Annotated in this window: 24 protein-coding genes and 2 pseudogenes; 8 read left to right on the top strand and 18 right to left on the bottom strand. The window is 70.5% G+C overall.

Going from position 1 to position 25178, the window contains the following annotated elements; genetic code table 11:
• Positions 1-20 precede the first annotated feature (20 nt).
• From AB0C15_RS06325 to AB0C15_RS06290, 8 genes and pseudogenes are all read right to left on the bottom strand, one after another.
• Positions 21-818 carry an alpha/beta hydrolase gene (locus AB0C15_RS06325; RefSeq protein ID WP_357349238.1) on the bottom strand — a complete coding sequence of 266 codons (798 nt, stop codon included), beginning with the start codon at positions 816-818 and terminating at the stop codon, positions 21-23.
• Between the two features lie 90 nt (positions 819-908).
• Positions 909-1232 (bottom strand): hypothetical protein, encoded by a 324-nt coding sequence (locus tag AB0C15_RS06320; protein WP_357349236.1) that lies wholly within the window; start codon positions 1230-1232, stop codon positions 909-911.
• A gap of 30 nt (positions 1233-1262) precedes the next feature.
• The gene (locus tag AB0C15_RS06315; protein WP_357349234.1) at positions 1263-2321 is read right to left on the bottom strand and encodes a hypothetical protein; all 1059 of its coding nucleotides are present in this window, start codon (positions 2319-2321) and stop codon (positions 1263-1265) included.
• The gene (locus tag AB0C15_RS06310; protein WP_357349232.1) at positions 2318-2812 is read right to left on the bottom strand and encodes a SigE family RNA polymerase sigma factor; all 495 of its coding nucleotides are present in this window, start codon (positions 2810-2812) and stop codon (positions 2318-2320) included. The genes AB0C15_RS06315 and AB0C15_RS06310 overlap by 4 nt, the downstream gene beginning before the upstream one ends.
• A gap of 40 nt (positions 2813-2852) precedes the next feature.
• Positions 2853-3698: pseudogene (locus tag AB0C15_RS06305) on the bottom strand (3-hydroxybutyryl-CoA dehydrogenase); the annotation flags it as partial.
• 99 nt (positions 3699-3797) lie between these two features.
• Positions 3798-4751: pseudogene (locus AB0C15_RS06300) on the bottom strand (3-hydroxyacyl-CoA dehydrogenase family protein); the annotation flags it as partial.
• A 126-nt stretch (positions 4752-4877) separates the two neighbouring features.
• Entirely contained in the window at positions 4878-5939 is a 1062-nt protein-coding gene (locus tag AB0C15_RS06295) for an alpha/beta hydrolase (protein WP_357349230.1), read from the bottom strand.
• 88 nt (positions 5940-6027) lie between these two features.
• Positions 6028-6393, bottom strand: a complete 366-nt coding sequence (locus tag AB0C15_RS06290) for an FHA domain-containing protein (protein WP_357349229.1) — start codon at positions 6391-6393, stop codon at positions 6028-6030.
• A gap of 306 nt (positions 6394-6699) precedes the next feature.
• On the opposite strand from AB0C15_RS06290, the gene AB0C15_RS06285 reads away from it, so the two are divergent.
• Both AB0C15_RS06285 and AB0C15_RS06280 read left to right on the top strand, forming a co-directional pair.
• Positions 6700-8196: an aldehyde dehydrogenase family protein gene (locus tag AB0C15_RS06285; protein WP_357349227.1), complete on the top strand. Its 1497-nt coding sequence runs from the start codon at positions 6700-6702 to the stop codon at positions 8194-8196.
• Between the two features lie 80 nt (positions 8197-8276).
• Positions 8277-8933, top strand: a complete 657-nt coding sequence (locus AB0C15_RS06280; protein ID WP_357349225.1) for a class I SAM-dependent methyltransferase — start codon at positions 8277-8279, stop codon at positions 8931-8933.
• 8 nt (positions 8934-8941) lie between these two features.
• Here the strand turns inward: AB0C15_RS06280 and nucS are convergent, their stop codons facing one another.
• Positions 8942-9601 (bottom strand): endonuclease NucS, encoded by a 660-nt coding sequence (gene nucS, locus AB0C15_RS06275; protein ID WP_357349223.1) that lies wholly within the window; start codon positions 9599-9601, stop codon positions 8942-8944.
• Positions 9602-9672: 71 nt separating this feature from the next.
• On the opposite strand from nucS, the gene AB0C15_RS06270 reads away from it, so the two are divergent.
• Complete coding sequence (locus AB0C15_RS06270; RefSeq protein WP_357349221.1) at positions 9673-10290, top strand: DUF4126 domain-containing protein; 618 nt, start codon at positions 9673-9675, stop codon at positions 10288-10290.
• A gap of 170 nt (positions 10291-10460) precedes the next feature.
• Positions 10461-10757 (top strand): DUF1540 domain-containing protein, encoded by a 297-nt coding sequence (locus AB0C15_RS06265; protein WP_357349219.1) that lies wholly within the window; start codon positions 10461-10463, stop codon positions 10755-10757.
• Positions 10758-10826: 69 nt separating this feature from the next.
• Here AB0C15_RS06265 and AB0C15_RS06260 read toward each other — a convergent pair whose 3' ends face one another.
• Positions 10827-12833, bottom strand: a complete 2007-nt coding sequence (locus AB0C15_RS06260; RefSeq protein WP_357349217.1) for a protein meaA — start codon at positions 12831-12833, stop codon at positions 10827-10829.
• A gap of 151 nt (positions 12834-12984) precedes the next feature.
• Here AB0C15_RS06260 and AB0C15_RS06255 point away from each other — a divergent pair, with 151 nt between their 5' ends.
• The 3 genes from AB0C15_RS06255 to AB0C15_RS06245 are packed head-to-tail and all read left to right on the top strand — an operon-like array spanning position 12985 to position 15529.
• Positions 12985-13836: an ABC transporter ATP-binding protein gene (locus AB0C15_RS06255; protein WP_357349215.1), complete on the top strand. Its 852-nt coding sequence runs from the start codon at positions 12985-12987 to the stop codon at positions 13834-13836.
• The gene (locus AB0C15_RS06250) at positions 13833-14678 is read left to right on the top strand and encodes an ABC transporter permease (RefSeq protein WP_357349213.1); all 846 of its coding nucleotides are present in this window, start codon (positions 13833-13835) and stop codon (positions 14676-14678) included. The genes AB0C15_RS06255 and AB0C15_RS06250 overlap by 4 nt, the downstream gene beginning before the upstream one ends.
• Positions 14679-14725: 47 nt before the next feature.
• Positions 14726-15529 (top strand): alpha/beta hydrolase-fold protein, encoded by an 804-nt coding sequence (locus AB0C15_RS06245; RefSeq protein ID WP_357349211.1) that lies wholly within the window; start codon positions 14726-14728, stop codon positions 15527-15529.
• A gap of 45 nt (positions 15530-15574) precedes the next feature.
• Here the strand turns inward: AB0C15_RS06245 and AB0C15_RS06240 are convergent, their stop codons facing one another.
• Together AB0C15_RS06240 and murA are read right to left on the bottom strand one after the other, a co-directional pair.
• Positions 15575-16423, bottom strand: a complete 849-nt coding sequence (locus tag AB0C15_RS06240) for a 3-hydroxyacyl-CoA dehydrogenase family protein (protein WP_357349209.1) — start codon at positions 16421-16423, stop codon at positions 15575-15577.
• Positions 16424-16503: 80 nt separating this feature from the next.
• Positions 16504-17946, bottom strand: coding sequence for a UDP-N-acetylglucosamine 1-carboxyvinyltransferase (murA, locus tag AB0C15_RS06235; RefSeq protein WP_357349207.1), 1443 nt, complete (start codon positions 17944-17946; stop codon positions 16504-16506).
• Here murA and AB0C15_RS06230 point away from each other — a divergent pair.
• Positions 17945-18517, top strand: coding sequence for a cob(I)yrinic acid a,c-diamide adenosyltransferase (locus AB0C15_RS06230; RefSeq protein ID WP_357349205.1), 573 nt, complete (start codon positions 17945-17947; stop codon positions 18515-18517). The genes murA and AB0C15_RS06230 overlap by 2 nt on opposite strands.
• A 360-nt stretch (positions 18518-18877) precedes the next feature.
• On the opposite strand, the gene AB0C15_RS06225 is transcribed toward AB0C15_RS06230, so the two are convergent.
• The 6 genes from AB0C15_RS06225 to atpA all read right to left on the bottom strand — a co-directional run bounded on the left by AB0C15_RS06225 (position 18878) and on the right by atpA (position 25125).
• A complete protein-coding gene (locus tag AB0C15_RS06225; RefSeq protein WP_030333188.1) occupies positions 18878-19333 on the bottom strand; it encodes a DUF2550 domain-containing protein in 456 nt (151 codons plus the stop codon).
• Positions 19334-19345: 12 nt separating this feature from the next.
• A complete protein-coding gene (locus tag AB0C15_RS06220; RefSeq protein WP_030333186.1) occupies positions 19346-19627 on the bottom strand; it encodes a F0F1 ATP synthase subunit epsilon in 282 nt (93 codons plus the stop codon).
• Positions 19628-19715: 88 nt separating this feature from the next.
• Positions 19716-20858 (bottom strand): LCP family protein, encoded by a 1143-nt coding sequence (locus tag AB0C15_RS06215; protein ID WP_357349204.1) that lies wholly within the window; start codon positions 20856-20858, stop codon positions 19716-19718.
• Between the two features lie 226 nt (positions 20859-21084).
• Positions 21085-22539 carry a F0F1 ATP synthase subunit beta gene (gene atpD, locus AB0C15_RS06210; protein ID WP_357349201.1) on the bottom strand — a complete coding sequence of 485 codons (1455 nt, stop codon included), beginning with the start codon at positions 22537-22539 and terminating at the stop codon, positions 21085-21087.
• Positions 22539-23468, bottom strand: a complete 930-nt coding sequence (locus tag AB0C15_RS06205) for a F0F1 ATP synthase subunit gamma (RefSeq protein ID WP_357349199.1) — start codon at positions 23466-23468, stop codon at positions 22539-22541. Before AB0C15_RS06205 ends, atpD begins: the two co-directional genes overlap by 1 nt.
• Before the next feature lie 4 nt (positions 23469-23472).
• Complete coding sequence (gene atpA, locus AB0C15_RS06200; protein ID WP_357349197.1) at positions 23473-25125, bottom strand: F0F1 ATP synthase subunit alpha; 1653 nt, start codon at positions 25123-25125, stop codon at positions 23473-23475.
• Positions 25126-25178: the final 53 nt, after the last annotated feature.

Genomic DNA, 25178 nt, shown 5'->3' with positions numbered 1-25178 from the left:
GGCCGAAGGAGACGGGCCGGTCAGTCGGCCGGGCCGGGTACGGGCGTGTCGGCGAAGGCGGCCACCGTCCGGTCGGCGTACGCGCTGACGTCGCCGGCCTCCATCGGGCCGTCCCAGGTCGTCGGCAGTGGCACCTCGACGGCCGGGTTGACCCGCCGGACGATCTCGTCGAGCACCGTCTCCGCGTCGCCCACCCACAGGTGTTTGGCACCGGGCACCCCGACGACCTCGGCCTGCGGCACCGCGGCGAACCGCTCCCGCGCCTCGGTCGGGCGCAGGTAGTCGTCGAACTCGGGCACCAGCGCCACCAACGGACGCTCCGACTTGGCCCAGGTGGCCAGGTCCTCGCGGGCGGAGAAGCGCAGCGGCGGGGAGAGCAGGATCGCCCCGGCGATCGTCGGGTCGCAGCCGTACTTCAGCGCCAGGTCGGTGCCGAACGACCAGCCGACGAGCCAGATGTTGGGCAGCTCGGCGAACTCCGCGTACTCGATGGCGGCGGCCACGTCGTACCGCTCGCCCACCGCGCCGTCGAAGGCCCCCTCGCTGGTGCCGCGCACACTGCTGGTGCCCCGGGTGTTGAACCGCAGCACCGCCAGGTCGGCAAGCGCGGGCAGCCGCCAGGCCGCCTTGCGGAACACGTGGCTGTCCATCATTCCGCCGTGGGTGGGCAGCGGGTGCAGGCAGACCAGGGTGGCCACCGGCGGCCGGTCGGCCGGCCGGGCCAACTCCCCGACCAGCCGTAGACCGTCGGCGGTGTGCAGCTCGATGTCCTCCCGGTGGCCGGGCAGGATCGACGACGCGCGGATCGCTGTGCTCACCGCCCAAGTCTGTCGCGAAGTCGCCGCCGCCGCCCGCCCAGGCACGAACAGGGTGACCCAGGTCGCTACGCCGCAGCGCGGGCGGGCAGCTCAGTAGCGCGGGGAACCCCGGCCACGCTGCACCGCCGGGCCGCGTCGCTCCCGCGCCCGCCAGCAGCCGCTGTGCCAGTGTCGCCGGTCGGTCAGGTCACCCAGGCCGTCCGCCGGCCAGGCCACCAGGTGCGCCACCCCCGGTGGGATCTCCTGGTTACAACCGGGGCACCGGTACGTCTTGACCGACGCCCCCGCGCCGATGCCGCGGACCTGCCAGGCACCGTCGGTCCACTGCTGCACCGAGGCGACACCCTGCCGGACCCGGTCGTCGTCCAGGTTGGCGTTGTCGTCCCGGCGAGGGCGATTGCGACGGGGGCTCACAGTCACCAAGCGTACGGCCACCCGGAGCGCTCACCAGGTCGCGGGCCGGTCCAGGTGCGCGGCGACCTGCGCCCCGCCCAACAGGGTGGCCGCGTCGTCCTCGTCGTACCCCTCGCCCATCCAGTTGGCGGTCAGGTGGGCCTGGGGAAGGCCGAGCAGTTCGAGTTCCCCACCCTGGGGGGCGGCGTAGCCCGGTCTGCCCCCGAGAGTCCGGTTGCCCGCGGTACGGCTCCCGGCGATGCTGCGCGCGTACTGCAACTGGACCTGAACCGCGCCCACGTCGGTGCCGGAGACCATCAGTTGCACACCGAACGCGGCCGGGTACGGCGCCACCGTCACCTCGCACCTGTTCACCTGGGTGCCCGCCGGCAGGGCGGTGAGCCGCAGCGGGCCGCCGCAGTGGTGCGCCTGGTCGAGCCGCAACGCGGCGGCCATGTCGAACAGGACCCGGTCGTCGTCGGCGACGGCGCTGGCCCGCGCGTACACCCCGGGGGCGGGTTGCCAGTGCCGCAGCCAGACCGTGACGCCGTACGGACCCATGGCGCGCGACACCGACCCGTCGAAGACGCCGTTGGTGACCAGGTCCGGGACCAGCTCGGCCGGCAGGCCCTGCGCGCGTCGGGGCAGCGCCTCGGTGGACCGGGACAGCTCCAGGGTGACCGTACGTCCGGCCACGTCGAGCCGTGCCATCTCCACGCCGCTCTGCACCGTCCAGGAGAGGTACCGGAGCCGGTCCGGGGCGAACCCGAAGTGCAGCACCTGCGGGTCGGCGCCGATCAGATCCGGTCGGTCGGCCGCGCCCGGCACACCGTCGGCCCGGGGCGGCACCACGGACACCGGGGCGTCCGCGGGTAGACCCAGCCCCGGCATCACGACGTCCGGGTCGGAGTCGAGCAGACGCACCGGACCGATGGCCACACCCAGGCCGAGTACGGCCAGCACACCAAGCGTGGTGCCGGCGGTGGTACGCCGGCGGCGTATCCGGGCACGGCCTCGGGTGACCGCGGTGGCCAGCAGTCGGTCGGTGTCGACGCCACCCTCGGCGCGCTCGCGCAGCGTCTGGTCGATTCGCTGGTCGAGGTCTGTCACGGTCGGCTCCCGTTGGTGGCCGGGGCGCCGCAGCGCTCCCTGAGGTTGGCGAGCGCCCGCATCGCGTGGGTGCGGACGGTGACCGGCGAGCAGTCCAGGATCTGCGCGATGGTGGCGTCGTCGAGGTCCTCGTAGTACCGCAGCACGAGGACCGCCCGCTGACGGTCGGGCAGGCCGAGGATCAGCCGCCACATCTCGTCCCGGTCGGCGGCCTCGCCGCCGAGGTCGCCCCGGTGCGCCCGTTCGGCGAAGGTGTCGACGACCAGTTCGCGGTTGGACCGGCGACGCCACCAGGAGATGTTGGCGTTGACGAGCATCCGTCGCACGTACACGTCGGGCCGGTCGGCGCGGGCGATCCTGCGCCACTGCACGTACGCCTGGGACAGCACGTCCTGGGTGAGGTCCTCGGCCCGGTGCTCGTCACCGGTCAGTAGCCGGGCGAGCCGGACCAGCGCCGGACCCCGGCTGCTGACGTACTCCTCGAAGGTCACACTCTGCAGACGCGCTCGACACCCGCAGCCGTTGACCCGGTCAGCGGTGCGAGTGGTCCCGGAAGCCGCGGCGGGTCTTGCGGCCCAGGTAGCCGGCGGTGACCAGGTGCTCCAGCAGCGGCGCGGGCGCGAAGCCCGGCTCGCGCAGTTCCAGGTACAGCTCGCGCTGGATGGCCAGGGAGACGTCCAACCCGACGACGTCGAGCAGCTCGAACGGGCCCATCGGGTAGCCGCAGCCCAGCTTCATGGCGTGGTCGATGTCGTCGGTCGTCGAGTAGCTCGCCTCGAGCATCTTCACCGCGTCGTTCAGGTACGGGAAGAGCAGCGCGTTGACGATGAAACCGGACCGGTCACCGCAGACCACGCCGGTCTTGCCGAGCGCGGCGCAGACGGCGCGGGCGGTGGCGGTGGCCTCCGGGGAGGTGCGGATGGTGCGGACGACCTCGACCAGCGGCATGACCGGCGCCGGGTTGAAGAAGTGCAGGCCCACCACGTCGGCCGGCCGCTGGGTGGCCATCGCCACGTCGATCACCGGCAGCGACGAGGTGGTGGTGGCCAGCACCACGCCGGGCTTGCAGATCTCGTCGAGGCTCGCGAAGAGGGCCTTCTTGACGCTCAACTCCTCGACGACCGCCTCGACCACCAGGTCCACGTCGGCGAGGTGGTCGAGCGTGGCCGACCAGCTGATCCGGCCCAGTGCGGCGTCCCGGTCGGTCTCGGCGAGCTTGCCGCGCACCACGCCCTTGTTCAGCGAGGTCTTCACCGCCTCGCAGACCTTCGCGGACTTCTCCATGCCGCGGGTCACCGACACGACCTCGTAGCCGGCCTTCGCGAAGACCTCGATGATCCCGGTGGCCATCGTCCCGGAACCGACAATGCCGACCTTGGTCACGACTGCGGGGCTCGCAAGCTCACTCCTCGCGCTCCCGAAGCCGACCTTGGTCACGACTGCGGGGCTCGCAAGCTCACTCCTCGCGCTCCCGAAGCCGACCTTCGTGATGGCGCGCGCGCCGTCGGCGACCGCCGACTCCGTGGCTAGCGGCGTCGCCCCATCGGGTACGACCACCGGGGAGCCGGGCCGCTCGTAGGTGTAGAAGCCCCGGCCGGACTTCCGGCCGAGCAGCCCCGCCGTGACCATCTGCTTGAGCAGCGGCACCGGGGCGTGCCGGCGGTCCCGCCCGCCGCGCCGGTACATGGTGTCCAGGATCTCGTACGCGGTGTCCAGGCCGATCAGGTCCATCAACGCCAGCGGGCCCATCGGCAGGCCGCAGCCGAGCTTCATCGCGGCGTCGATGTCCTCCCGGGTCGCGTAGTGCGACTCGAACATGCCGACCGCGTGGTTGAGGTAGCCGAAGAGCAGCGCGTTGGCGATGAAGCCGGCCCGGTCGTTGATGGTGACGTCCACCTTGCCGAGCCGGGTGCAGAGCGCCTCGACGTCGGCGACCACCTCGGGTGCGGTGACGACCGTGCGGACCACCTCGACCAGTTTCATCACCGGCGCCGGGTTGAAGAAGTGGATGCCGATGACCTGGTTGGGTCGGCTGGTCGCGACCGAGATCTCGGTGACGCTCAACGACGAGGTGTTGGTGGCGAGGATCGCCTCCGGACGGCAGACCCGGTCCAGCTCGGCGAAGATCCGCTGCTTGAGGTCGAGGTGTTCCGGCACCGCCTCGATGACCAGGTCGACCGAGTGCAGCGCGTCCAGCCCGACCGCGAAGTGCACCCGCTCGTGCAGGGCGTCGCGGTCCGCCTCGGCGAGTTTGCCCTTGGCGACCGCGCGGTCGGTGGAGCCCTTGAGGGTGGCCCGGCCGCGCTCCAGCGCCGGCGCGGAGATCTCCACGGCCACCACGTCGATGCCGTTGCGGGCGAAGACCTCGACGATGCCGGCACCCATGGTGCCCAGCCCCACCACCCCGACGGTGCTGAACTCGCGCGCCACGACCGGCCTCCCCAGAGACTCCGCACGGCCACTGAACGGCCGCTAAGGTTATGCGCGCGAGTCTGCCACGTGACGCTTGGTTGTCGAGACGCCGTGGCCTATTTCACCCACGGCGCAGCCGCGCGCCTAAATGGTCGCCGCGCTGGTCAGGGCCAACAGCTCCGCGACGAACTCCGCCGGACGCTCCAGGTGCGGGCTGTGCCCGCAGCCGGGCAGCACCACCTCGTGGTACGAGCCGCCGGCCGCCGCGTACCTGTCGAGCACCGCCCGGGTCTGGCCGACCATCGGCTGCGGCGGGCAGGCGTCCGCGCCGGGCCAGCCGGGCACCAGGTCGAGCGAACCCAGGTACGCCAGGTCGAACAGCGAGGTGTCCGAGACGATCACGTCGGCGTCCCCGCGTACCCAGGTGACCGGTGGCTTCTCGGCGACGGCCACCAGCTCGTCGGCGATCCGGAACCAGGTCGGCGCGAGCGCGTTGAGCACCCCGCGCTCCCCCGGCGCGGTGCCCGGCCAGTTCTCCGACGGCACCGCGGTGCCCGGGTAGTTGTCCTCGCCGGTGGCGGTGGAGAGGACGGTGTCCAGCAGCAGGTCCTCGTCCGCACCGAGCACGGCGGGGTCTGCCACATAGGTGGCTCGCAGCACGGCCCTGGGGCTGGCTGGCGCGTCCGCGCTCCGGTCGCCGGCCGCGAGGCGGGCGACGAAGTCCGGGTTCGCCGTGCCGGCGCCGGTGCCGGCGAAGTCGGCGGTGGTCGGCGTGCCGGCCAGGTCGCGGGTGCCTCCGAAACCGTACGGGGAGACCGGGGCGGCGAGCAGTAACGCCCCCACCCGGTGCGGGTGGTCGACGAGCAGGCGCATCGCCACCCCGCCACCCAGGGAGTGCCCGACCACCACCGGGCGTACGCCGGCGTCGAAGAACGTCGGGTCGTCGAGCAGGGCTGCCACGTCGTCGGCGAAGTCCCGCAGGCCCCGGGTGGCGTCCACCGGGGCGGTCGCGGAGTCGCCGTACCCCCGCAGGTCGGGGGCGACCACCCGCAGCGTCGGTGGCAGTCGCCGGACCAGCGGCTCCCAGAACAGCGCGGACGAGCAGTTGCCGTGGATCAGCAGCACCGGCGTGCCGTCCCGCGGGCCGGCCACCCGGACCGCCTGGGTGATGCCGTTCGCCGTCACGGTGCGCCGCTCGGTCTCCATCCGCGGCATGCTGCCACGCGGGATCCCGCCGGTCCAGGTATCGGACCGCCACCCGGCGGGGCTGCCCGGTGTGGCCGACCGCCAGGGTTCAGCGACGGGTACCCGGCGGCGTGGCCAGCGGCAGCGGCAGGGTCGGCCGGACGTCCCGCCGGGCCGGGCCGAAGCTCAGCCCCACCGGATCGGTGAGCGCCACCCCGGGATCGAACAGGCGCAGCTCGGTACGGCCCAGCCGGATCACGTCACCGTCGGAGAGGAGTTCCACCTCGTTGATCCGTCGGTCGTTGAGCCAGGTGCCGTTCGTGGAGCCCAGGTCCCGCAGGGACGGGCCCTCCGGTGCCAGCCACACCTCGGCGTGACGACGGCTCAGGTGCGGGTCGTTGATGACCACCTGATTGGTCGGCGCGCGGCCGATCACCTGTGAATCGAGCCGCATGCGAAAGCTCGCTCCGCGCATCGGTCCACCCGCGACCGTCAACAGCGGCATCAGTTCTGGATGTTCCTCCATGGACAGTCAGCCCTCCACCCCGCACCGTCACTCCGCGCGTCAGCTTGCCATCAGACGGTAATCGTCAATACCGACCGGCCGGTCAGCCTCTCGTCACCTCCCGGCCATCTGCCGTTCGACGATTCGGCGAGTCGTTTTCGCTACCAACGCGCTGACCTGCACTGATCAACGATCGGTCAGGTGGGTGCGACGCCGGTCCCACGGCCGGGAATCGGGACCCTACCGGCGAGTAATCCTCGGGTCTAGACTTCCGCCATGACGGCAGTGCATGTCCCGGGCGTTCCGCTCATCGAGGCGGGCCAGTTGGTCTCCACCAGCCCCGCCACCGGCGCGGAGGCCGGCCGCCTCCCGGTCGCCAGCGACGCCGACGTACGGCAGGCCGTCGACCGCGCCCGCGCCGCCGGCGAGTGGTGGGCCGGTCTCGGCTTCACCGGCCGCCGCGAACGGATGCTGCGGTGGCGTGCCCTGCTCGCCAAGCGCATCGAGCAGTTGGCCGAGTTGGTGCACGTCGAGGGCGGCAAGCCGGTCGCCGACGCCATCGTGGAGATCGTCACCGCGATCGAGCACATCGACTGGGCCGCCCGCAACGCCTCTCGCGTGCTCGGCCCACGACGGGTGCGGTCCCGGCTCATCCTGGCCGAGTTCTCCGGGCACCTCGAATACCAGCCGCACGGCGTGGTCGGCGTCATCGGGCCGTGGAACTATCCGGTCTTCACGCCGATCGGCTCCGCCGCGTACGCCCTCGCCGCCGGCAACGCGGTGGTGTTGAAGCCGAGCGAATACACGCCCGCCGTGGGCCAGTGGCTGGTGGACAGCTTCGCCGAGGTGGTGCCCGAGCAGCCGGTGTTCACCGCCGTGCACGGGCTCGGCGAGGTGGGCGCGGCGCTGTGCCGCTCCGGCGTCGACAAGCTCGCCTTCACCGGCTCCACCGCCACCGCCCGCAGGGTGATGGCGGCCTGCGCCGAGACGCTGACCCCGGTGCTCATCGAGGGCGGCGGCAAGGACGCCATGATCGTCGACAGCGACGCCGACCTGGACGCGGCCGCCGAGGCGTGCGTCTGGGGCGGCATGACCAACGCGGGCCAGACCTGCATCGGCATCGAGCGGGTCTACGCCGTCGACGCCGTCTTCGACGCCTTCGTCGACAAGGTGGTCGCCCGCGCCGGCCGGTTGACGGTCGGGCCGGAGGGCACCGACATCGGCCCGATCACCATGCCGAAGCAGATCGACGTGATCCGCCGGCACATCGACGACGCGATCACGTCCGGCGGGCGCGCCGTGCTCGGCGGCCCGGACGCCGTACAGCCGCCCTACGTGCACCCCACCGTGCTCGTGGACGTCCCGGAGGAGTCCGCCGCCGTCCGTGAGGAGACCTTCGGTCCCACGCTGACCATCAGCCGGGTCCGCGACGCCGACGAGGCCGTCGCCCGCGCCAACGCCCTGTCGTACGGCCTCGGTGGTTCGGTCTTCGGCCGGCGGCGCGCGGTGGCCATCGCCCGGCGGCTGCGCTCCGGCATGGCCTCGATCAACTCCACGCTGACCTTCGCCGGCATGTCCACCCTGCCGTTCGGCGGCGTGGGCGACTCCGGCTTCGGGCGCATCCACGGCGAGGACGGCCTGCGTGAGTTCGGTCGGGCCAAGGCGGTCACCCGACGTCGTGCGCGGTCGCTGCTGCCGTCGATGACCTTCGACCGCACCCCCACCGACGTGGCCCGGCTCGTGAAAGCCATCAAGGTCATGTACGGCAGGTGAGTGTCAGATTACCGATCATCAACGATGATCGGTACATCCACATGTTTGTACGTTGTGGTCGCGGCGGTACATTGCGTTAAATGGGCCCCAATCGATTGCGCTACCGCCTTGTCGACAGTGACCAGTCGTGGAGCGCCCGACGGCGTCGGCACCGCTCGGACTGGCTGGCGCGCACCTTCCCCGACATCAGCGACATGCACGTGGTCGACCTCGGCGGCCGGCTCGGCACCTGGCACCGCGCCAGCGTCCGACCGGCCCGCGTGACGGTCGTCAACCTGGAGAAGCCGCCCACCGCCGTTCCGGACTGGGCCCACGTCGAGCAGGCCGACGCCTGCGACCTGCCGGCGCACCTCACCAAGGGCAGCTACGACCTGGTGTTCTCCAACTCGGTGCTCGAGCACGTGGGCGGGCACGAGCGCCGCCTTCGCTTCGCCGCTGCCGCCCGCGCACTCGCCGACCGGCACTGGGTGCAGACGCCCTACCGCTACTTCCCCATCGAGCCACACTGGATCGCGCCGGGAATGCAGTTCCTGCCGGTACGCCTGCGCACCGCGCTCGCCCAACGTTGGCCGTTGGGGCACAAGCCCACCCGCAGCCACGACGCCGCGATCCACCAGGTGCTCTGGACCGAGCTGTTGGACCGCTCGCAGATGCGCCACTACTTCCCCGACTCGAGAATGCTCGTGGAGCGGGTGTTCGGCCTGCCGAAGTCGCTGATCGCGGTACGCGACGGGTAGGGCGCCGGTCAGAAGAGGGTCAGCTCGTCCTTCACGATGCCGCGCAGCCTGTCGTAGTCCACCACCACGCACCTGATGCCCCGGTCGGTGGCGAGCACCCGGGCCTGCGGCTTGATCTCCTGAGCGGCGAAGACGCCGACGACCGGGCTGAGCAGCGGGTCACGGTTCATCAACTCGAGATAGCGGGTCAACTGCTCCACCCCGTCGATGTCGCCACGCCGCTTCACCTCGACGGCGACCGCGCCCGAGTTGGCATCGCGGCAGAGCAGGTCGACCGGGCCGATCGCGGTCATGTACTCGCGGCGGACCAGCGTGAACCCCTCACCCAGGACACCCGGGTTGGCGGCCAGCAACTCCTGGAGGTGCGCCTCCACCCCGTCCTTGCGCAGGCCGGGGTCCACACCCAACTCGTACGAGGTGTCCTGGAAGACCTCCTCCAGGGTGATCCGCAGCTCCTCGCCGGCCTTGTTGACGACCCGCCACACACCGGGGGCCTCCTCCAGCCGGCACGGCGGGCTCATCCAGTTCAACGGCTTGTACGCCCGGTCGTCGGCATGGATGGACACCGACCCGTCCGCCTTCACCATCAGCAACCGGGTGGCCGGCGGCAGGTGAGCCGAGAGCCGTCCGACGTAATCCACCGAGCACTTCGCAATGACCAACCGCACCCGACGAGGGTAGCCGAGCACCCAGATGTCGCCAGTGAGCGGCACTGGCGCGTCGATGCGATGCTGAGACTGTGTTCGAAGTCCTCACCGGCACCGGTCTCGCCGCCTCGGCGGGGCTGAACGCCTACATACCCCTGCTCATCCTCGGCCTGCTCGGCCGCTACACCGACCTGATCGACCTGCCCAGCGGCTGGACCTGGCTCGGCAACGGCTGGGTCATCGCCATCATGGCCGTCCTGCTGGCGGTGGAGATGGTCGCCGACAAGGTGCCGGTGGTCGACCACGTCAACGACGTGGTGCAGACCGTGGTCCGGCCCACCGCCGGTGGCCTGGCCTTCGGCGCCGGCTCCTCGTCGGAGACGGTGACGGTCAGCGATCCGGGGAGCTTCTTCTCGTCGCACCAGTGGGTGCCGGTGGTCACCGGCGTACTGCTGGCGCTGGGCGTGCACCTGCTCAAGTCCGCGGCCCGCCCAGTGATCAACGCGACCACCGCCGGTATCGGCGCTCCGGTCGCCAGCACCGCCGAGGACGCCACAAGCGTGGTGGTTTCCCTGGTGGCGATCATCCTGCCGGTGCTGGTGCTGGTCTTCCTGGTCGGACTGGCGTTCTTCACCTTCTGGTTCGTCCGCCGTCGTGGCGAACGACGCCGCGAACGGGAGGCAGCCCGCGCCGCCGGCTTCCGCGTCTGACGCTTGATCGACTCGGGTTTCTGGAAACCGGGCCATGCCCGCAGCGGGACACCCCGCGTTCCGGAAGCCCGAGTCGATCACGCTGGGCGGCGGATCGGCGGCCCGCGATACCGGGGTTGCGGGGGCCGACAAAAGCCTAGTGTCGGGGCAAGAGCCCAGAGGAGGTCGGCATGACCGCAGCGTTGGAGATGCCCCGAGTCCAGGAGTGTGTGGTCGCCGCGTGCGCGTACAACCAGTCAGGTGACTGCCACGCCTTCGCGATCACCATCGGCAGTATGGATCACGCCCACTGCCACACCTTCGTCGAGTCGCCCGTGCGGGGCGGCGTGGAGAGCCTGATCGCGCAGGTGGGCGCCTGCCAGCGCGCCGACTGCCGGCACAACGAGCAGTTGGAGTGCCACGCGTCGTCGATCAGGGTCGGCCCGGACAACGACATGGCCGACTGCATGACCTACGCCGGCCGTTGACCCACACCGGCCGGCGACCTGCCGGCCGCTGACCCGCACCGGCCGGCGGCCTGCCGGGACAGCGCCTGGTCAGGGCAGGTCGTTGGCGCGACGGATGACCGTCACCAGATCGTCGATGATGTCGGTGAGGGCGAAGTCCTTCGGGGTGAAGACCCGGGCGACCCCGGCCGCCCGGAGGGTGTCCGCGTCACCGGCCGGGATGATGCCGCCCACCACCACCGGCAGGTCCGCCCGGCCGGCGGCACGCAGCCCGTCGAGCACCGCGGGCACGGCGGCCAGGTGCGACCCGGAGAGCACGGAGAGCCCGACCAGGTCGACGTCCTCCTCCACGGCGGCGGCGACGATCTGCCCCGCGGTCAACCGGATGCCCTGGTAGACGACCTCGAAGCCGGCGTCCCGGGCGCGTACCGCGATCTGCTCCGCGCCGTTGGAGTGCCCGTCCAGGCCGGGTTTGCCGACAAGCAGCCGCAACCGGCCGCTACCCAGCTCCCGTGCGGTGGCGGTGACCCGCTCGCGGACCGCCGCGAGGCCCGGCTCCCCGCCGCCGCCGGTGGCGCCGGCCAGGCCGGTCGGGGCCCGGTACTCGCCGAAGACCTGGCGCAGCGCGCCGGCCCACTCGCCGGTGGTCACCCCGGCCCGCACGCACTCAAGGGTCGCCGGCATCAAATTGGTGGTGGTCGCGGCGTCCGCGCGGAGCCGGGTCAGCGCCGCGTCGACGACGGCCGCGTCGCGGTCGGCCCGCCACCGGCGTACGCCCGCCACGGCGGCCGCCTCGACCGCGGGGTCGACCTGCTCGACGGCCCCCGCACCGGCGGCGGTCAGCGGGGAGGGCTCGGTCTCGGTGTGCCGGTTGACCCCGACCACCACGTCGGCACCGGACTCCATCCGCCGACGGCGCTCGGCGAGTGACGCGACGAGCGCGCTCTTGAGGTAGCCGGACTCCACGGCGGAGACGACACCGCCAAGCTTCAGCACCGTGTCCAACTCGACCCGCGCCCCGGCGACGACCTCGTCGACGAGCGCGGTCATCACGTGCGAGCCGGCGAAGAGGTCGGGATATTCGAGCAGGTCCGACTCGTACGCCAGGACCTGCTGCATCCGCAGTGACCACTGCTGGTCCCACGGGCGGGGCAGGCCGAGCGCCTCGTTCCAGGCGGGCAGCTGGACCGCTCGGGCGCGGGCGTCGCGCGACATCGTCACACCGAGCATCTCCAGCACGATGCGCTGGACGTTGTTCTCCGGCTGCGCCTCGGTGAGGCCGAGCGAGTTGACCTGTACGCCGTAGCGGAACCGCCGTTGTCCGGGCTCGGTGACCCCGTACCGATCGCGGGTGATCTCGTCCCAGAGCACGCCGAACGCGCGCATCTTGGCGATCTCCTCGACGAAGCGCACCCCGGCGTTGACGAAGAACGAGATCCGTTGGACCACGTCGCCCATCCGCTCGGCCGGCACCTGGCCGGAGTCCCGCACGGCGTCGAGCACGGCGACGGCGGTGGCAAGTGCGAAGCCGACCTCCTGCACGGGCGTGGCGCCGGCTTCCTGGAGGTGGTAGGAGCAGATGTTGACCGGGTTCCACCGGGGCATCTCGCGCAGCGTGTACGCCACCACGTCGGCGGTGAGCCGCAGCGACGCCGCCGGCGGAAAGATGTGGGTACCCCGGGACAGGTACTCCTTGATGATGTCGTTCTGGGTGGTGCCGGCGCAGCGGGCCAGGTCGGCGCCCTGCTCCAGCCCGACCGTGCCGTACAGGGCGAGCAGCCACATCGCCGGGGCGTTGATGGTCATCGAGGTGTTCGTGTCGGCGAGCGGGAGACCGTCGAAGAGCGCCCGCATGTCGCCGAGGTGCGCCACCGGCACCCCGACCCGCCCGACCTCGCCGGAGGCGAGTTCGTGGTCCGGGTCGTACCCGGTCTGGGTGGGCAGGTCGAAGGCGACCGACAGGCCGGTCTGCCCCTTCGCCAGGTTGCGGCGGAAGAGCGCGTTCGTCGCCGCGGCCGACGAGTGGCCGGCGTAGGTGCGCATCACCCACGGGCGGTCCCGCTCGGGCAGTCGCCCCGGGTATGGCGTCTCGTCCATGGCCGGAGTCTAAGTTACCGTTCAGTAAAAGGAGCTGTGGAAAACCACACAGGTCCATGTCGGGGACGTCCGGGTGGCAAGCGCCCGCGGTGGCGCGGACCGCCACACCCCGGGCACCCGCCCGTCGCCGCCAGGACGCACACTTGACGGCATGGATGACGAGCTGGCCATCTCGGTCCGAGGGCTACGCAAGGCGTACGGCGACAACGTGGCCGTGGCGGGCGTGGATCTCGACGTCCACCGCGGCGAGGTGTTCGCGTTGCTCGGCCCGAACGGCGCCGGCAAGACCACCACGGTGGAGATCCTTGAGGGTTACCGGCACCGGGATGCCGGTGAGGTCTCCGTGCTCGGCACGGACCCGGCCCGCCCCGACGCCGACTGGCGTTCCCGGGTCGGCATCGTGCTCCAGGGCACCGGCGAGTTCGACGAGCTGACCGTGGCAGAGGTGATCCGGCACTTCTCCGGCTTCTACCCGGACGCCGACGACCCGGCGAAGGTGATCGAGCGGGTCGGGCTGGCCGACAAGGCGAAAGCCCGGACGCACACCCTCTCCGGTGGGCAGAAGCGCCGCCTGGACGTGGCCCTGGGCATCGTCGGCCGTCCCGAGCTGCTCTTCCTCGACGAGCCGACCACAGGGTTCGACCCGGAGGCTCGCCGTGAGTTCTGGGAGCTGATCCGCGATCTCGCCGCAGCCGGCACCACGATCGTGCTCACCACCCACTACCTGGACGAGGCCGAGGCCCTCGCCGACCGCGTCGGCGTGATCGCCGGTGGCCGACTCGTCGAGGTCGCCGCACCCGACCGGCTGGGCAGTCGGCAGGAGGCGCTTGCGACGGTCTCCTGGCGTACCCCGGAAGGGGCGTTCGAAAGCGCACAGAGCGCGACGCCGACGGCCTTCGTGGCCGATCTGGCCGCGCGCTACGGCGGCGAGGTCCCGGGGCTCACGGTGACCCGACCGACCCTGGAGGACGTCTACCTCACCATGATCGGACACGCGCGATGACGACCACGACGACGCCGGCCATGCCGGTCACCGCGACCCGCGGCCGGCGGCCGGGTGCCGGCGCGCTCGCCCTGCGCCAGGGCCGACTGGAGATCACCCAGTTCCTGCGCAGCCGGGAGTCGGTGGTCTTCACCATGGGCTTCCCCATCATCATGATCCTGATCTTCGCGTCGATCTTCGACGGGACGATCGGCGGCGGGGTCAAGTTCACCCAGTACTTCATCACCGGCATGATCGCGACCGGCCTGCTGACGGTTAGCTTTCAGAACCTGGGCATCTGGATCCCGATCGAGCGGGACCGGGGCGTGCTCAAGCGCTACCGGGGCACGCCGATGCCGAAGTGGGTCTGGTTCGCCGGCAAGGTGATCATGGTGGTGGTGATCGGCATCGCCGAGACGGCGCTGCTGCTGGCGTTCGCGGTGGCGCTGTTCGACCTCGACCTGCCGGGCACCGCCGGGAAGTGGCTCACCTTCGGCTGGGTCTCCACGCTCGGCGTGACGGCCTGCACCCTGTGTGGCATCGCCATCTCGTCGCTGGCCCGCACCGCCCGCAGCGGCTCCGCGGTGGTCACCCCGGTCTCCCTGGTGCTCCAGTTCATCTCCGGGGTGTTCTTCGTCTTCACCGACCTGCCCACCTGGATGCAGCAGGTGGCCGCGCTGTTCCCGCTCAAGTGGATGTGCCAGGGGCTGCGGTCGGTCTTCCTGCCGGAGAGCTTCGGCGCCCAGGAGCCGGGCGGCTCGTTCGAGCTGGGCCGGGTGGCTGTGGTGCTGGCCCTGTGGTGCGTGATCGGCCTGGTGCTCTGCCTGACCACCTTCCGCTGGACCACCAAGCGCGACGGCTGAGCCGTTCCGGGGTCCCCTGATCCGGCCCGGGCTGCCAGACTTTGTCGATGGCAGCTCGACCGACCCGGCGCGGGCTCCTGCTCGCCGGGGCAGGGGCGACGGCACTGGCCCTGGGGGTCGGCTGGACGGCCCGCGACCTCATCCGCCCGTCGCCGGCGCGACCTGTCCCCCCGGACGCGCCGGCCGGCGACGAGCGACTGATCAGCCGCCCGTCCGCCGCACGTGGCCGCTCGGTCGACTTCTACACCGCTGTCCCGGACGGGCACGGCGACGGTCGCGGTCTGCCGGTCTGCCTGGTGCTGCACGGGGCGTCCACCACCGCTCGGGACTTCCCCGGGCTCGGCCTGGGGCGCTTCCTGACCGACGCGGTACGTCGGGGCGCGCCACCGTTCGTGCTCGCCGGAGCGACAGGCGACCGCCTCTCCTGGCGCCCCGCCGGCCGGGACGACCCCCAACGGATGGTGCGGGAGGAACTGCCGGCCTGGTGCGCCGAGCGGGACTTCGACACCACCCGACTGGCGGCCTGGGGTTGGTCGATGGGGGGCTTCGGTGCGCTGCTGCTCGCCGAGACCTGGCCCGGGTTGCTCCGGGCGGTGGCGGCCTTCTCCCCCGCCGTCGCGCCCGGCGATGCCGTCTTCGGCGGTGTCGACCGGCTACGCGGCACGCCGCTGGGTCTGTGGTGCGGCCGGCAGGACGACCTGCTCGACGACGTACGGGCGCTGGAACGGGCCCTGCCGGAGCCGGCCGCCCACGCCGCGTACGCCGACGGCCGGCACGACTTCCGCTACTGGGGTGGGGTCATTCCGAGCGCGTTGGACTTCGTCGCGGCGGCGCTGGCCACCCCGGGCTGAGTTGACCGTGGGGGCCCGCGCACGGGCCCCCTGCGGCTGCGCGTCTCAGTAGGTGTAGAAGCCCTTGCCGGTCTTGCGGCCCAGGTCGCCCGCAGTGACCATCCGCTGGAGCAGCTCCGGCGGGAAGAACTTCTCGTCGGCCGTGTCGGTGTAGATGTTCTTCGAGGCGTGCAGCAGCACGTCCACGCCGGTCAGGTCGGTGGTGGCCAGCGGGCCCATCGCGTGCCCGAAGCCCAGCCGGCAGGCCGTGTCCAGGTCCTCGGCGGACACCACGCCGGACTCCACCAGCTTGACCGCCTCCATCACCAGTGCGGAGATCAGCCGGGTGGTGACGAAGCCGGCGATGTCCCGGTTGACGACCACCACCGTCTTGCCGATCTCCTCGGCGAAGGCCCGCGCGGTGTCGAGCGTCGCATCGCTCGTCTTGTAGCCGCGCACCAGCTCGCAGAGCTGCATCATCGGCACCGGAGAGAAGAAGTGTGTGCCGACGACCGCCTCGGGCCGTTCGGTCACCGCGGCGATCTGGGTGACCGGGATGGCCGAGGTGTTGGTGGCGAGCACCGCGTCCGACTTGCAGATCTTGTCGAGGGCGCGGAACACCTCGTGCTTGATCTCCAGCCGCTCGAAGACCGCCTCGACCACGATGTCCGCGTCCGCCGCCGCCTCCAGCTCGGTGGTGGGGGTGATCCGAGCCAGCGTCGCCTCGACCTCGGACGCCTCGATCTTGCCCTTCTCGGCGAACTTCTCCAACGACTTCCGGATGCCGCCGAGCCCACGGGTGGTGGCCGCGTCGTCCAGGTCGCGAAGCGTCACCTGCCAGCCCGCCTGCGCCGCCACCTGGGCGATGCCGGAACCCATCAACCCGGCCCCGACGACCGCGAGTCGACCCGCCATCTGCTTCTCCCTCGCTGCGATTGAGTGCCTGTCTGCACCCTAGTCGGCGAGCCTGAACGATGACTAAGCGGCGGTGGGGGTCAGATCTCCAGTGCCGGCTCCTCGGGCGTGGTGCCCCGCTCGACCGCCACCCCGAGCGCACGCAGGTCGGCCACGAAGTCCGGGTAACCCCGATCCACGTGATGCACGTGGGAGACCTCGGTGACCCCCTGCGCGCACAGCCCGGCGATGATCAGCCCCGCGCCGGCGCGGATGTCGGTCGCCTGCACCGGTGCGCCGGAGAGCCGTTCCCGTCCACGGACCACCGCGTGGTGCCCGTCGGTCTTGATGTCCGCACCCAGCCGCATCATCTCGTTGGCGAACATGAACCGGCCGTCGAAGATGTTCTCGGTGATCAGCGAGGCGCCGTCGCTGACCGCGGCCAACCCGATCGCCATCGGCAGCAGGTCGGTGGCGAAGCCGGGGTACGGCAGCGTCACCACGTCCACCGCGCGGGGCCGCTCGTCCATCCGTACCCGGAAGCCGTCCCCGCGGGTCTCCACCAGGCCGCCGGCCGCGACCACCTTGTCCAGCGCGACCTCCAGGTACGCCGGGTCCAACCCGGTCACCGTCACGTCGCCCCTGGTCATCGCCGCGCCGAAAGCCCAGGTGCCGGCGACGATCCGGTCCCCCACCGTGGCGTGGCGCACCGGACGCAGGCCGGGCACACCGGTGATCCGCAACGTGGAGGTGCCCGCACCGGAGATCCGCGCACCCATCTGGCTGAGCATCGTGCAGATGTCGACGATCTCCGGCTCCCGGGCCGCGTTGTCGATCATCGTGGTGCCCTGGGCCAGCACGGCCGCCATCACCAGGTTCTCGGTCGCGCCGACGCTCGGGAAGTCAAGCACGATGTCCGCGCCGCGCAGCCCGTGCGGGGCGGACGCGATGACGAACCCGTGCTCACCCGAGATCTCCGCACCCATCCGGGTCAGCCCGGAGATGTGCATGTCCAACCCCCGCGACCCGATCGCGTCGCCGCCGGGATGGGCCACCCGCACGTACCCCCGACGGGCCAGCAGCGGGCCGAGCACGCAGATCGAGGCGCGCAATCGTCGGACCAGGTCGTAGTCGGCCTCCGCGCCCGGCTGCTCGGGTACGTCGATCGTCACCGACCGGGACCGGGCCACGCCGCCACGAGCGACCATCGGGTCGACCGGGTCGTCCGCGTCGAACTGGACGTCGCAGCCCAACCGGCGCAGCACCTCGCCCATGATGGCGATGTCGGTGATCCTTGGAACGTTGGTGATCACACTGCGGCCCGGTGCGAGCAACGCGGCGGCCATCAACTTCAACGCCGAGTTCTTGGCACCCACCACATGTACGGTGCCCGTCAGTCGGGCATCACCGCGGACCCGGATGACGTCGACGTCGTTGACCGCCGGATCGCCGGCGTCGCCGGGGCCCACCACCACCGGCCAATCGGCGGTGCTCCCGGGCCGCGCCGGGATCGTCAGGTCGGGAATCCGTAGGCTGTGCGTCATGGCCGTCCACCTCACGCGCATCTACACCAAGGCCGGCGACGCCGGCATGACCAGGCTGAGCAACAACGAGCAGGTGCCGAAGACCGATCCACGGATCGCCGCGTACGCGGATGTCGACGAGTGCAACGCGGCGATCGGCGTGGCACTCGCGCTGGGGAACCTCGACGAGGACCTTCGCGGCGTGCTGGCGTCGGTGCAGAACGACCTGTTCGACGTCGGCGCCGACCTGTCCACCCCGGTCGAGCCGGAGCCGAAGTACCCGCCACTGCGGGTGACCGAGGAGTACGTCGAGCGCCTGGAGGGCTGGTGCGACGAGTACAACGCGCGCCTTAGCAAGCTCGACTCCTTCATCCTCCCGGGCGGCACCGCTGGCGCGGCACTGCTGCACGTGGCGCGAACCGTCGCCCGGCGTGCCGAACGGGCAGCGTGGGCTCTGGTCAGCCACGATCCGGAACGAACCAGCACGCTCCCGGCAAAGTATCTCAACCGGCTCTCCGATCTGCTCTTTATCCTGTCAAGAACGGCAAATCCGGCAGGAGATGTGCTATGGGTGCCGGGCGGCAAGCGCTGAACGTCGGCGCACCGCACCACGTCGAGGTGAGGGTTCCCAATCTGGCCGCCACCACGCGTAGCCAGGGCCGGCTCCTCAGCCTGGACCGGCCGCACGGCCAGGGCGGGCCCGCACGGCCAGGGCAACCACCGTCGGCGCCTTGGGCCGACCAGACCTCGCAGATCTTGGACACTTTCCGTTCAGCGCTGACGGTAAGTGTCCAAGATCTGCTGGTGCCGCCGCTTCCTCGCGGTGAAGGCTGCATGGATGCTGCCCGCCGATGACGGTGACGGCAGGTGATCAGAGACCGCGCCGGACCGACGCACAGCGGCACGACAGGGTTTCCGGGGGAGCCCGAAGGAGCAACCACCGAGGAGCAGATCAGGCAGCCGGCCAGTCCTGGGAGGCCATACGCGGCGAGACCGCCCCCGGAGGGGCGGCCTCGAGCCAGGAGAGGAAGCCGGTGACCGTCGATCGCGCCATGGCGATCTCCACCGGTGCGTGGTGACTGGTACAGCGGAGGATCACCCAGTCGGCCGGCATGGAGAACCGTTCCTGACCTTCGGGCAACCGGCGGCGTTCCACTGCCAGCCCTTTACGGGAGAGCACCCGCTTGGGTCGGATCGCGAAGCTGAACATCCGGTACCAGCGCAGTTCGTCGCCGACGAACCGGCCGAAGCCGGGCGACCAGCCCCGCCCGTCGAGCATGGTGGAGACCCGGACGCTGAGCCGGATGATGCCACCGCTGCGGGTGACCAGAGCTCGCCGGACGAAGAGGATCAGAAGCGCGCCGAGGATGACGACAACGCCGATTCCGAATCCTTCGACGATCTCCATCCCCGGTGTGGCTCAGCGGCTCTGCGCGGAGACCGGGGTTGCGCTCTCGGCAAGCACGGTGACACCGTCGGCGCTCACCGAGAGGAAGCCACCGGCCACCTCGTAGGCGACCTGCTCGCCGCCAGCGAGCTTGATGCGCACCTGGCCGGGCTCGGCGAGCTGGCCGAGAAGCGGCGCGTGCCCCGGCAGGACACCGAGCTCGCCTTCGGTCGTCCGGGCGACGACCATCTCGGCGTCACCGGACCAGACCTTCTCCTCGACGGCGACGAGCTCGACGTGAAGCTGCTGTGCCACGCTGTCTCCTTGCTGCGGCTACGGATTGCCGAAAGTCTAGCCTGACGATGCGGCGCGCCCAACGCGGGTGGCGACAACGCCGGCCGGGTTACTTGGCCTTGTTCACGAATTCCGGGTGCTCGAGCAGGAACGGGTCGAGTTGCTCGTTGTGCAGGGCGGTGAAGAAGTCCGGCACTCCCTCCTGGAACTGTTCGCCCAGGTACCTCTTACCCTCGAAGACGCCGCCACCTGGCAGTTTGATCATCTCGATGGTGTTGGGGCGGATGTCCTTGAGCGCGAGCCCGAAGTCGACCACGCTGTTACCCCGCCCGTTGAAGATCAGCGACTGGCCGGCGGCACGGAGCACCTTGTCCAGCTTGATCGGGTTGGACACCACGTCGGCACTGAACGCCTGGCCGACCATGGCCTTGACGAACTGCTGCTGGTGGCGCTGCCGACCGTAGTCGGAATCCGGTACACCGTTCTTGGGGTAGCGCTGCCGGACGTAGTCCAGCGCCTGCCACCCACTCAGGTGCCGGTTGCCCTTCTTGTAGACCGCCTGCGGGCCGACGTAGCCCTCGCCGCGGGTGTTGCCCGGCCGTGGCTTGCCGTCCGGCTGCTTGTGCTCGGACTTCACGTCCCGCTCGATGTACATGTCGACCCCACCCATGGCGTCGACGATCTTCTGGAAGCCGGTGAAGTTGATGATGGCGCCGGCGTCGAACCGCTTGATGCCGGTGACCTTCTGCACGGTGGTGGCCAGCAGCTCGAAGCCCCGCGCCGCGTCGGGGTTGGCCCCCGGCACCTTGCTGCCGAACGACATCGCGGCGTTGATCTTCGTGGTCTCGCCCGGGAAGTTGGCCTTCTTGAACTCCGGGATGCGCACGTAGAGGTCACGAGGCAGCGAGAACAGGTAGGCCCGGTCCATCGACGCCGGCACGTGCAGCACCATGATCGAGTCGGCGAGCGGCGCGGCCGTCGGCGTACGTGGGTCGATGCCGACGAGCAGGATGTTGAGCGGCCCCTTGATGTCGCTCTTCTTCGCCTGGGCACCCGCCGCCTGGTCACCGAAGAGGTCGGCCTTGCCGACGGACCCCTCGTAGCGGGCCATCAGCACCTCGGTGCCGACCAGCACCGCGCCGCTGAGCACGGTCAGCACGGTGCCGAACACCGTGCAGATCCTGGCCCACCGCGGCACACCCCGCCAGATGGACGGCTTGCGGCCACTCTTGCCGGCCTTACCCACGAGCATCTCCGTTCGTTACGCCCACGACGAGAAGACGGGCGCACGTCGTCGAAAGGTTGCAAAGATCAACGCTCGTTCAGGTGAGCGCGCGGAACGACCGTAGCTCGGGAGCCTGGGGAGTGACGACCACGAGTAACGGACCGCGACGATGGTAAGACGCGAACATGAACAAAAGACTGCCCCGGCATTGCCGGGGCAGTCTTTTTGCTACAGATCGGATGACGGGGGCAGGTCAGCCCTTCATCAGCTCCTCAGCCTTGCGCTCCAGGTCCTCGAGACCGCCACACATGAAGAACGCCTGCTCGGGGAAGTGATCGTACTCACCCTCGCTGATCTTGCGGAACGCCTCGATGGTCTCCTTGATCGGGACCGTCGAGCCCGGCACGCCGGTGAACTGCTCCGCCGCGTAGGTGTTCTGCGAGAGGAAGCGCTCGATCCGCCGGGCCCGGGCCACGGTGATCTTGTCTTCCTCGGAGAGCTCCTCGATGCCGAGGATGGCGATGATGTCCTGCAGGTCCTTGTAACGCTGCAGGATCCGCTTCACCTCGGTGGCGACCTGGAAGTGCTCCTGGCCGACGAACTCCGGGGCGAGGATCCGGGACGAGGACGCCAGCGGGTCCACGGCCGGGTAGATGCCCTTGTCGGAGATCGACCGCTCCAGGTTGGTGGTCGCGTCCAGGTGGGCGAACGTGGTGGCCGGAGCGGGGTCGGTGTAGTCGTCCGCCGGCACGTAGATCGCCTGCATGGAGGTGATGGCCTGGCCCCGGACGGAGGTGATCCGCTCCTGGAGCTCGCCCATCTCGTCGGCCAGGGTCGGCTGGTAGCCCACCGCGCTCGGCATACGCCCGAGCAGGGTGGAGACCTCCGAGCCGGCCTGGGTGAAGCGGAAGATGTTGTCGATGAAGAGCAGCACCTCCTGCTTCTTCACGTCCCGGAAGTACTCGGCCATGGTCAGCGCGGAGAGCGCCACCCGCAGCCGGGTGCCCGGCGGCTCGTCCATCTGGCCGTAGACCAGCGCGGTCTTGTCGATGACGCCGGACTCGGTCATCTCGGCGATGAGGTCGTTGCCCTCACGGGTGCGCTCACCCACACCGGCGAAGACCGAGGTACCACCGAAGTTACGGGCAACACGGGTGATCATCTCCTGGATGAGCACCGTCTTGCCGACGCCCGCGCCACCGAACAGACCGATCTTGCCGCCCTTGACGTACGGGGCGAGCAGGTCGATGACCTTGATGCCGGTCTCCAGCATCTCGGTCTTCGGCTCCAGGTCCGCGAAGGCCGGGGCCTTGCGGTGGATGCCCCACCTGTCGTCGGCCTCGAACGTCTCGCCCTCGGTGAGGTTGAGCACCTCGCCGATCGCGTTGAACACCTTGCCCTTGACCGCGTCGCCCACCGGCACCGTGATCGGCTCGCCGCGGTCACGCACCTCCGCGCCGCGGACCAGACCGTCCGTCGGCTGCATCGAGATGGCGCGGACCAGGTTGTCACCCAGGTGCTGGGCGACCTCCAGGGTCAGCGTCTTGTCACCGCCGGACAGGCTGACGTTGACGTTCAGGGCGTTGAACAGGGCCGGCATGGCGTCGCGCGGGAACTCGGCGTCGACGACCGGGCCGATGACCCGGACCACGCGACCCGCGGCCGTCTTGGTCTCGGCTGGTCCCCCAGCCGCAGTCGATACAGTCATCACACTTCACTTCCCGACGCGGCCAGCGCGTTGGCGCCGCCGACGATCTCGCTGATCTCCTGGGTGATGCCGGCCTGACGGGCCGAGTTCATCTCACGCGTGTACTTCTCGATCATCTCTTCGGCGTTGTCGGTGGCGCTCTTCATCGCCCGCCGCCGTGCCGCCGACTCACTCGCCGCCGACTCGATCAATGCCGCGTAGATCCGCGTGTTGATGTACCTCGGCAGGAGCGCGTCGAGCAGCGCCTCCGCCTCCGGCTCGAACTCGTACGCCGGCAGCAGCCCCTCGGAGCGCGGCCGGTCCTCGACCTGCATCGGACCGATGACCTTGGTGACCGGGTTCTGCGTCATCAGCGACTTGAACTCGGTGTAGACGATGTGCAACTCGTCGACGCCGAGCACGCCGTCCGCCCCGGCACCGCCGTCGACGTCGTCCGCACCTGCGGTGAACGCCTTGATCAGCGTCTCACCGACGGTACGCGCGTCCTCGAACGACGGCTGCTCGCTGAAGCCGGTCCAGTTCGCCTCGATCGGCCGGTCACGGAACCGGTAGAACCCGACGCCCTTACGCCCGATGACGTAGAGCACCGGCTCCTTACCGTCCGCCTTGAGCCGCGCGACGAGCGACTCGGCCATCCTGATCGCGTTGGAGCTGTAGCCGCCGGCCAGGCCACGGTCGCTGGTGACCAACAGGACGCCCGCCCGCCGCACCCGCTCGCGCGGGGTGAGCAGCGGGTGGTCGATCCGCGCGTTGGACGCCAGCGCCGTGAGCACGCCGGTGATGGCCTGGGCGTACGGCAGGGACGCCTGCACCCGGGCCTGGGCCTTGGCGATCCGGCTCGTCGCCACGAGCTCCATCGCCTTGGTGATCTTCTTCATCGACTTCGCCGAGCGGATCCGTTGACGAAGAACGCGTACCTGGGCCGCCATGGGATCAGCTCTCGGCCGGGCGGTCGGTCGCGCCGTCGCGGAAGCGGGTCACCGTCTCGCGGTTCTCGTCGCCCTCGAGCGGGGCGGCCGGCGCGTCGTTGATCTTGCGCTCGTCCTCCTTGCCGAGGAAGACCTGCTTGAACTCGGCGATGGCGCTGTCCAGGGAGCCGATGATCTCGTCGTTCCACTGGTTGTCGGCGATGCCGGCCAGCACACCCTGGTGCTTGTGCCGCAGGTACTGGAGGAACTCCGACTCGAAGCGCCGAACCTCACCCACCGGGATGTCGTCGAGCTTGCCCTCGGTGCCGGCCCAGACCGAGACGACCTGCTCCTGCACCGGGTACGGGGAGTAGTTCGGCTGCTTGAGCAGCTCGACCAGGCGCGAACCGCGGTCCAGCTGGGCCCGGGAGGCCCGGTCCAGGTCGGAGGCGAAGGCGGCGAACGCCTCCAGCTCGCGGTACTGGGCCAGGTTGAGCCGCAGCGAACCGGCGACCTTCTTCATCGGCTTCACCTGCGCCGCGCCGCCAACCCGGGAGACCGAGGTGCCGACGTTGATCGCCGGACGGACGCCCTGGTTGAACAGGTCGGTCTCCAGGAAGATCTGGCCGTCGGTGATCGAGATGACGTTGGTCGGGATGAACGCCGAGATGTCGTTGGCCTTCGTCTCGATGATCGGCAGACCGGTCATCGAGCCGCCACCAAGCTCGTCGGAGAGCTTCGCGCAGCGCTCCAGCAGGCGGGAGTGCAGGTAGAAGACGTCACCCGGGTACGCCTCACGGCCCGGCGGGCGACGCAGCAGCAGGGACACGGCGCGGTACGCCTCGGCCTGCTTGCTCAGGTCGTCGAAGACGATCAGAACGTGCTTGCCGCCGTACATCCAGTGCTGCCCGATGGACGAGCCGGTGTACGGGGCCAGGTACTTGAAGCCGGCCGGGTCGGACGCCGGCGAGGCGACGATGGTGGTGTACTCCAGCGCGCCCGCCTCCTCCAGCTGCCCCTTGATCGAGGCGATGGTGGAGGCCTTCTGGCCGATGGCGACGTAGATGCAGCGGACCTGCTTCTTCGGGTCGCCGGTGCGCCAGTTGTCCCGCTGGTTGAGGATGGCGTCCAGGGCGACCGTGGTCTTACCGGTCTTCCGGTCACCGATGATCAGCTGCCGCTGACCGCGACCGACCGGGGTCATCGCGTCGATGGCCTTGATGCCGGTCTGCAGCGGCTCGAACACCGACTGCCGGGACATCACGTTGGGAGCCTGCAGCTCCAGCTCGCGGTAGCCCTCGTCGGCGATGTCGCCGAGCCCGTCGATCGGCTGGCCGAGCGCGTTGACCACGCGGCCGAGGAAGGCGTCGCCCACCGGAACCGAGAGGACCCGGTTGGTGCGCTTGACCCGCTGCCCCTCCTCCAGCTTGGCGGAGTCACCGAGCACGACGACGCCGATCTCCCGGACGTCGAGGTTCAGCGCCACGCCGAGCGTGCCGTCCTCGAACTCCAGGAGCTCGTTGGTCTTGGTCGAGGGCAGGCCCTCGACGTGGGCGATGCCGTCGCCGGTGTCGGCGACGGTGCCGACCTCCTCGCGGGAGACGTCGGACGAGTAGGAGGAGACGTAGCGCTCCAGGGCGCCGCGGATCTCCTCCGTCGAGATGGTCAGCTCGGCCATCCTCTGCTTCCTTAAAATTCAGGGGCCCGGGATACCTAGTACCAACCGGTCCG

It is taken from the genome of Micromonospora sp. NPDC048835 (assembly GCF_040649995.1).
Taxonomy (GTDB): domain Bacteria; phylum Actinomycetota; class Actinomycetes; order Mycobacteriales; family Micromonosporaceae; genus Micromonospora.
This window is presented reverse-complemented; position numbering and strand designations above follow the sequence as displayed.

Excerpts from the sequence above, each read along its gene's own strand:
- AB0C15_RS06295 (WP_357349230.1), bottom strand. The coding sequence starts at position 5,939 with ATGGAGACCGAGCGGCGCACCGTGACGGCGAACGGCATCACCCAGGCG.
- AB0C15_RS06290 (WP_357349229.1), bottom strand. The coding sequence starts at position 6,393 with ATGCGCGGAGCGAGCTTTCGCATGCGGCTCGATTCACAGGTGATCGGC.
- AB0C15_RS06285 (WP_357349227.1), top strand. The coding sequence starts at position 6,700 with ATGACGGCAGTGCATGTCCCGGGCGTTCCGCTCATCGAGGCGGGCCAG.
- AB0C15_RS06280 (WP_357349225.1), top strand. The coding sequence starts at position 8,277 with ATGGGCCCCAATCGATTGCGCTACCGCCTTGTCGACAGTGACCAGTCG.
- AB0C15_RS06265 (WP_357349219.1), top strand. The coding sequence starts at position 10,461 with ATGACCGCAGCGTTGGAGATGCCCCGAGTCCAGGAGTGTGTGGTCGCC.
- AB0C15_RS06260 (WP_357349217.1), bottom strand. The coding sequence starts at position 12,833 with ATGGACGAGACGCCATACCCGGGGCGACTGCCCGAGCGGGACCGCCCG.
- AB0C15_RS06255 (WP_357349215.1), top strand. The coding sequence starts at position 12,985 with ATGGATGACGAGCTGGCCATCTCGGTCCGAGGGCTACGCAAGGCGTAC.
- AB0C15_RS06250 (WP_357349213.1), top strand. The coding sequence starts at position 13,833 with ATGACGACCACGACGACGCCGGCCATGCCGGTCACCGCGACCCGCGGC.
- AB0C15_RS06245 (WP_357349211.1), top strand. The coding sequence starts at position 14,726 with ATGGCAGCTCGACCGACCCGGCGCGGGCTCCTGCTCGCCGGGGCAGGG.
- AB0C15_RS06240 (WP_357349209.1), bottom strand. The coding sequence starts at position 16,423 with ATGGCGGGTCGACTCGCGGTCGTCGGGGCCGGGTTGATGGGTTCCGGC.
- AB0C15_RS06230 (WP_357349205.1), top strand. The coding sequence starts at position 17,945 with ATGGCCGTCCACCTCACGCGCATCTACACCAAGGCCGGCGACGCCGGC.
- murA (WP_357349207.1), bottom strand. The coding sequence starts at position 17,946 with ATGACGCACAGCCTACGGATTCCCGACCTGACGATCCCGGCGCGGCCC.
- AB0C15_RS06225 (WP_030333188.1), bottom strand. The coding sequence starts at position 19,333 with ATGGAGATCGTCGAAGGATTCGGAATCGGCGTTGTCGTCATCCTCGGC.
- AB0C15_RS06215 (WP_357349204.1), bottom strand. The coding sequence starts at position 20,858 with ATGCTCGTGGGTAAGGCCGGCAAGAGTGGCCGCAAGCCGTCCATCTGG.
- atpD (WP_357349201.1), bottom strand. The coding sequence starts at position 22,539 with ATGACTGTATCGACTGCGGCTGGGGGACCAGCCGAGACCAAGACGGCC.
- AB0C15_RS06205 (WP_357349199.1), bottom strand. The coding sequence starts at position 23,468 with ATGGCGGCCCAGGTACGCGTTCTTCGTCAACGGATCCGCTCGGCGAAG.
- atpA (WP_357349197.1), bottom strand. The coding sequence starts at position 25,125 with ATGGCCGAGCTGACCATCTCGACGGAGGAGATCCGCGGCGCCCTGGAG.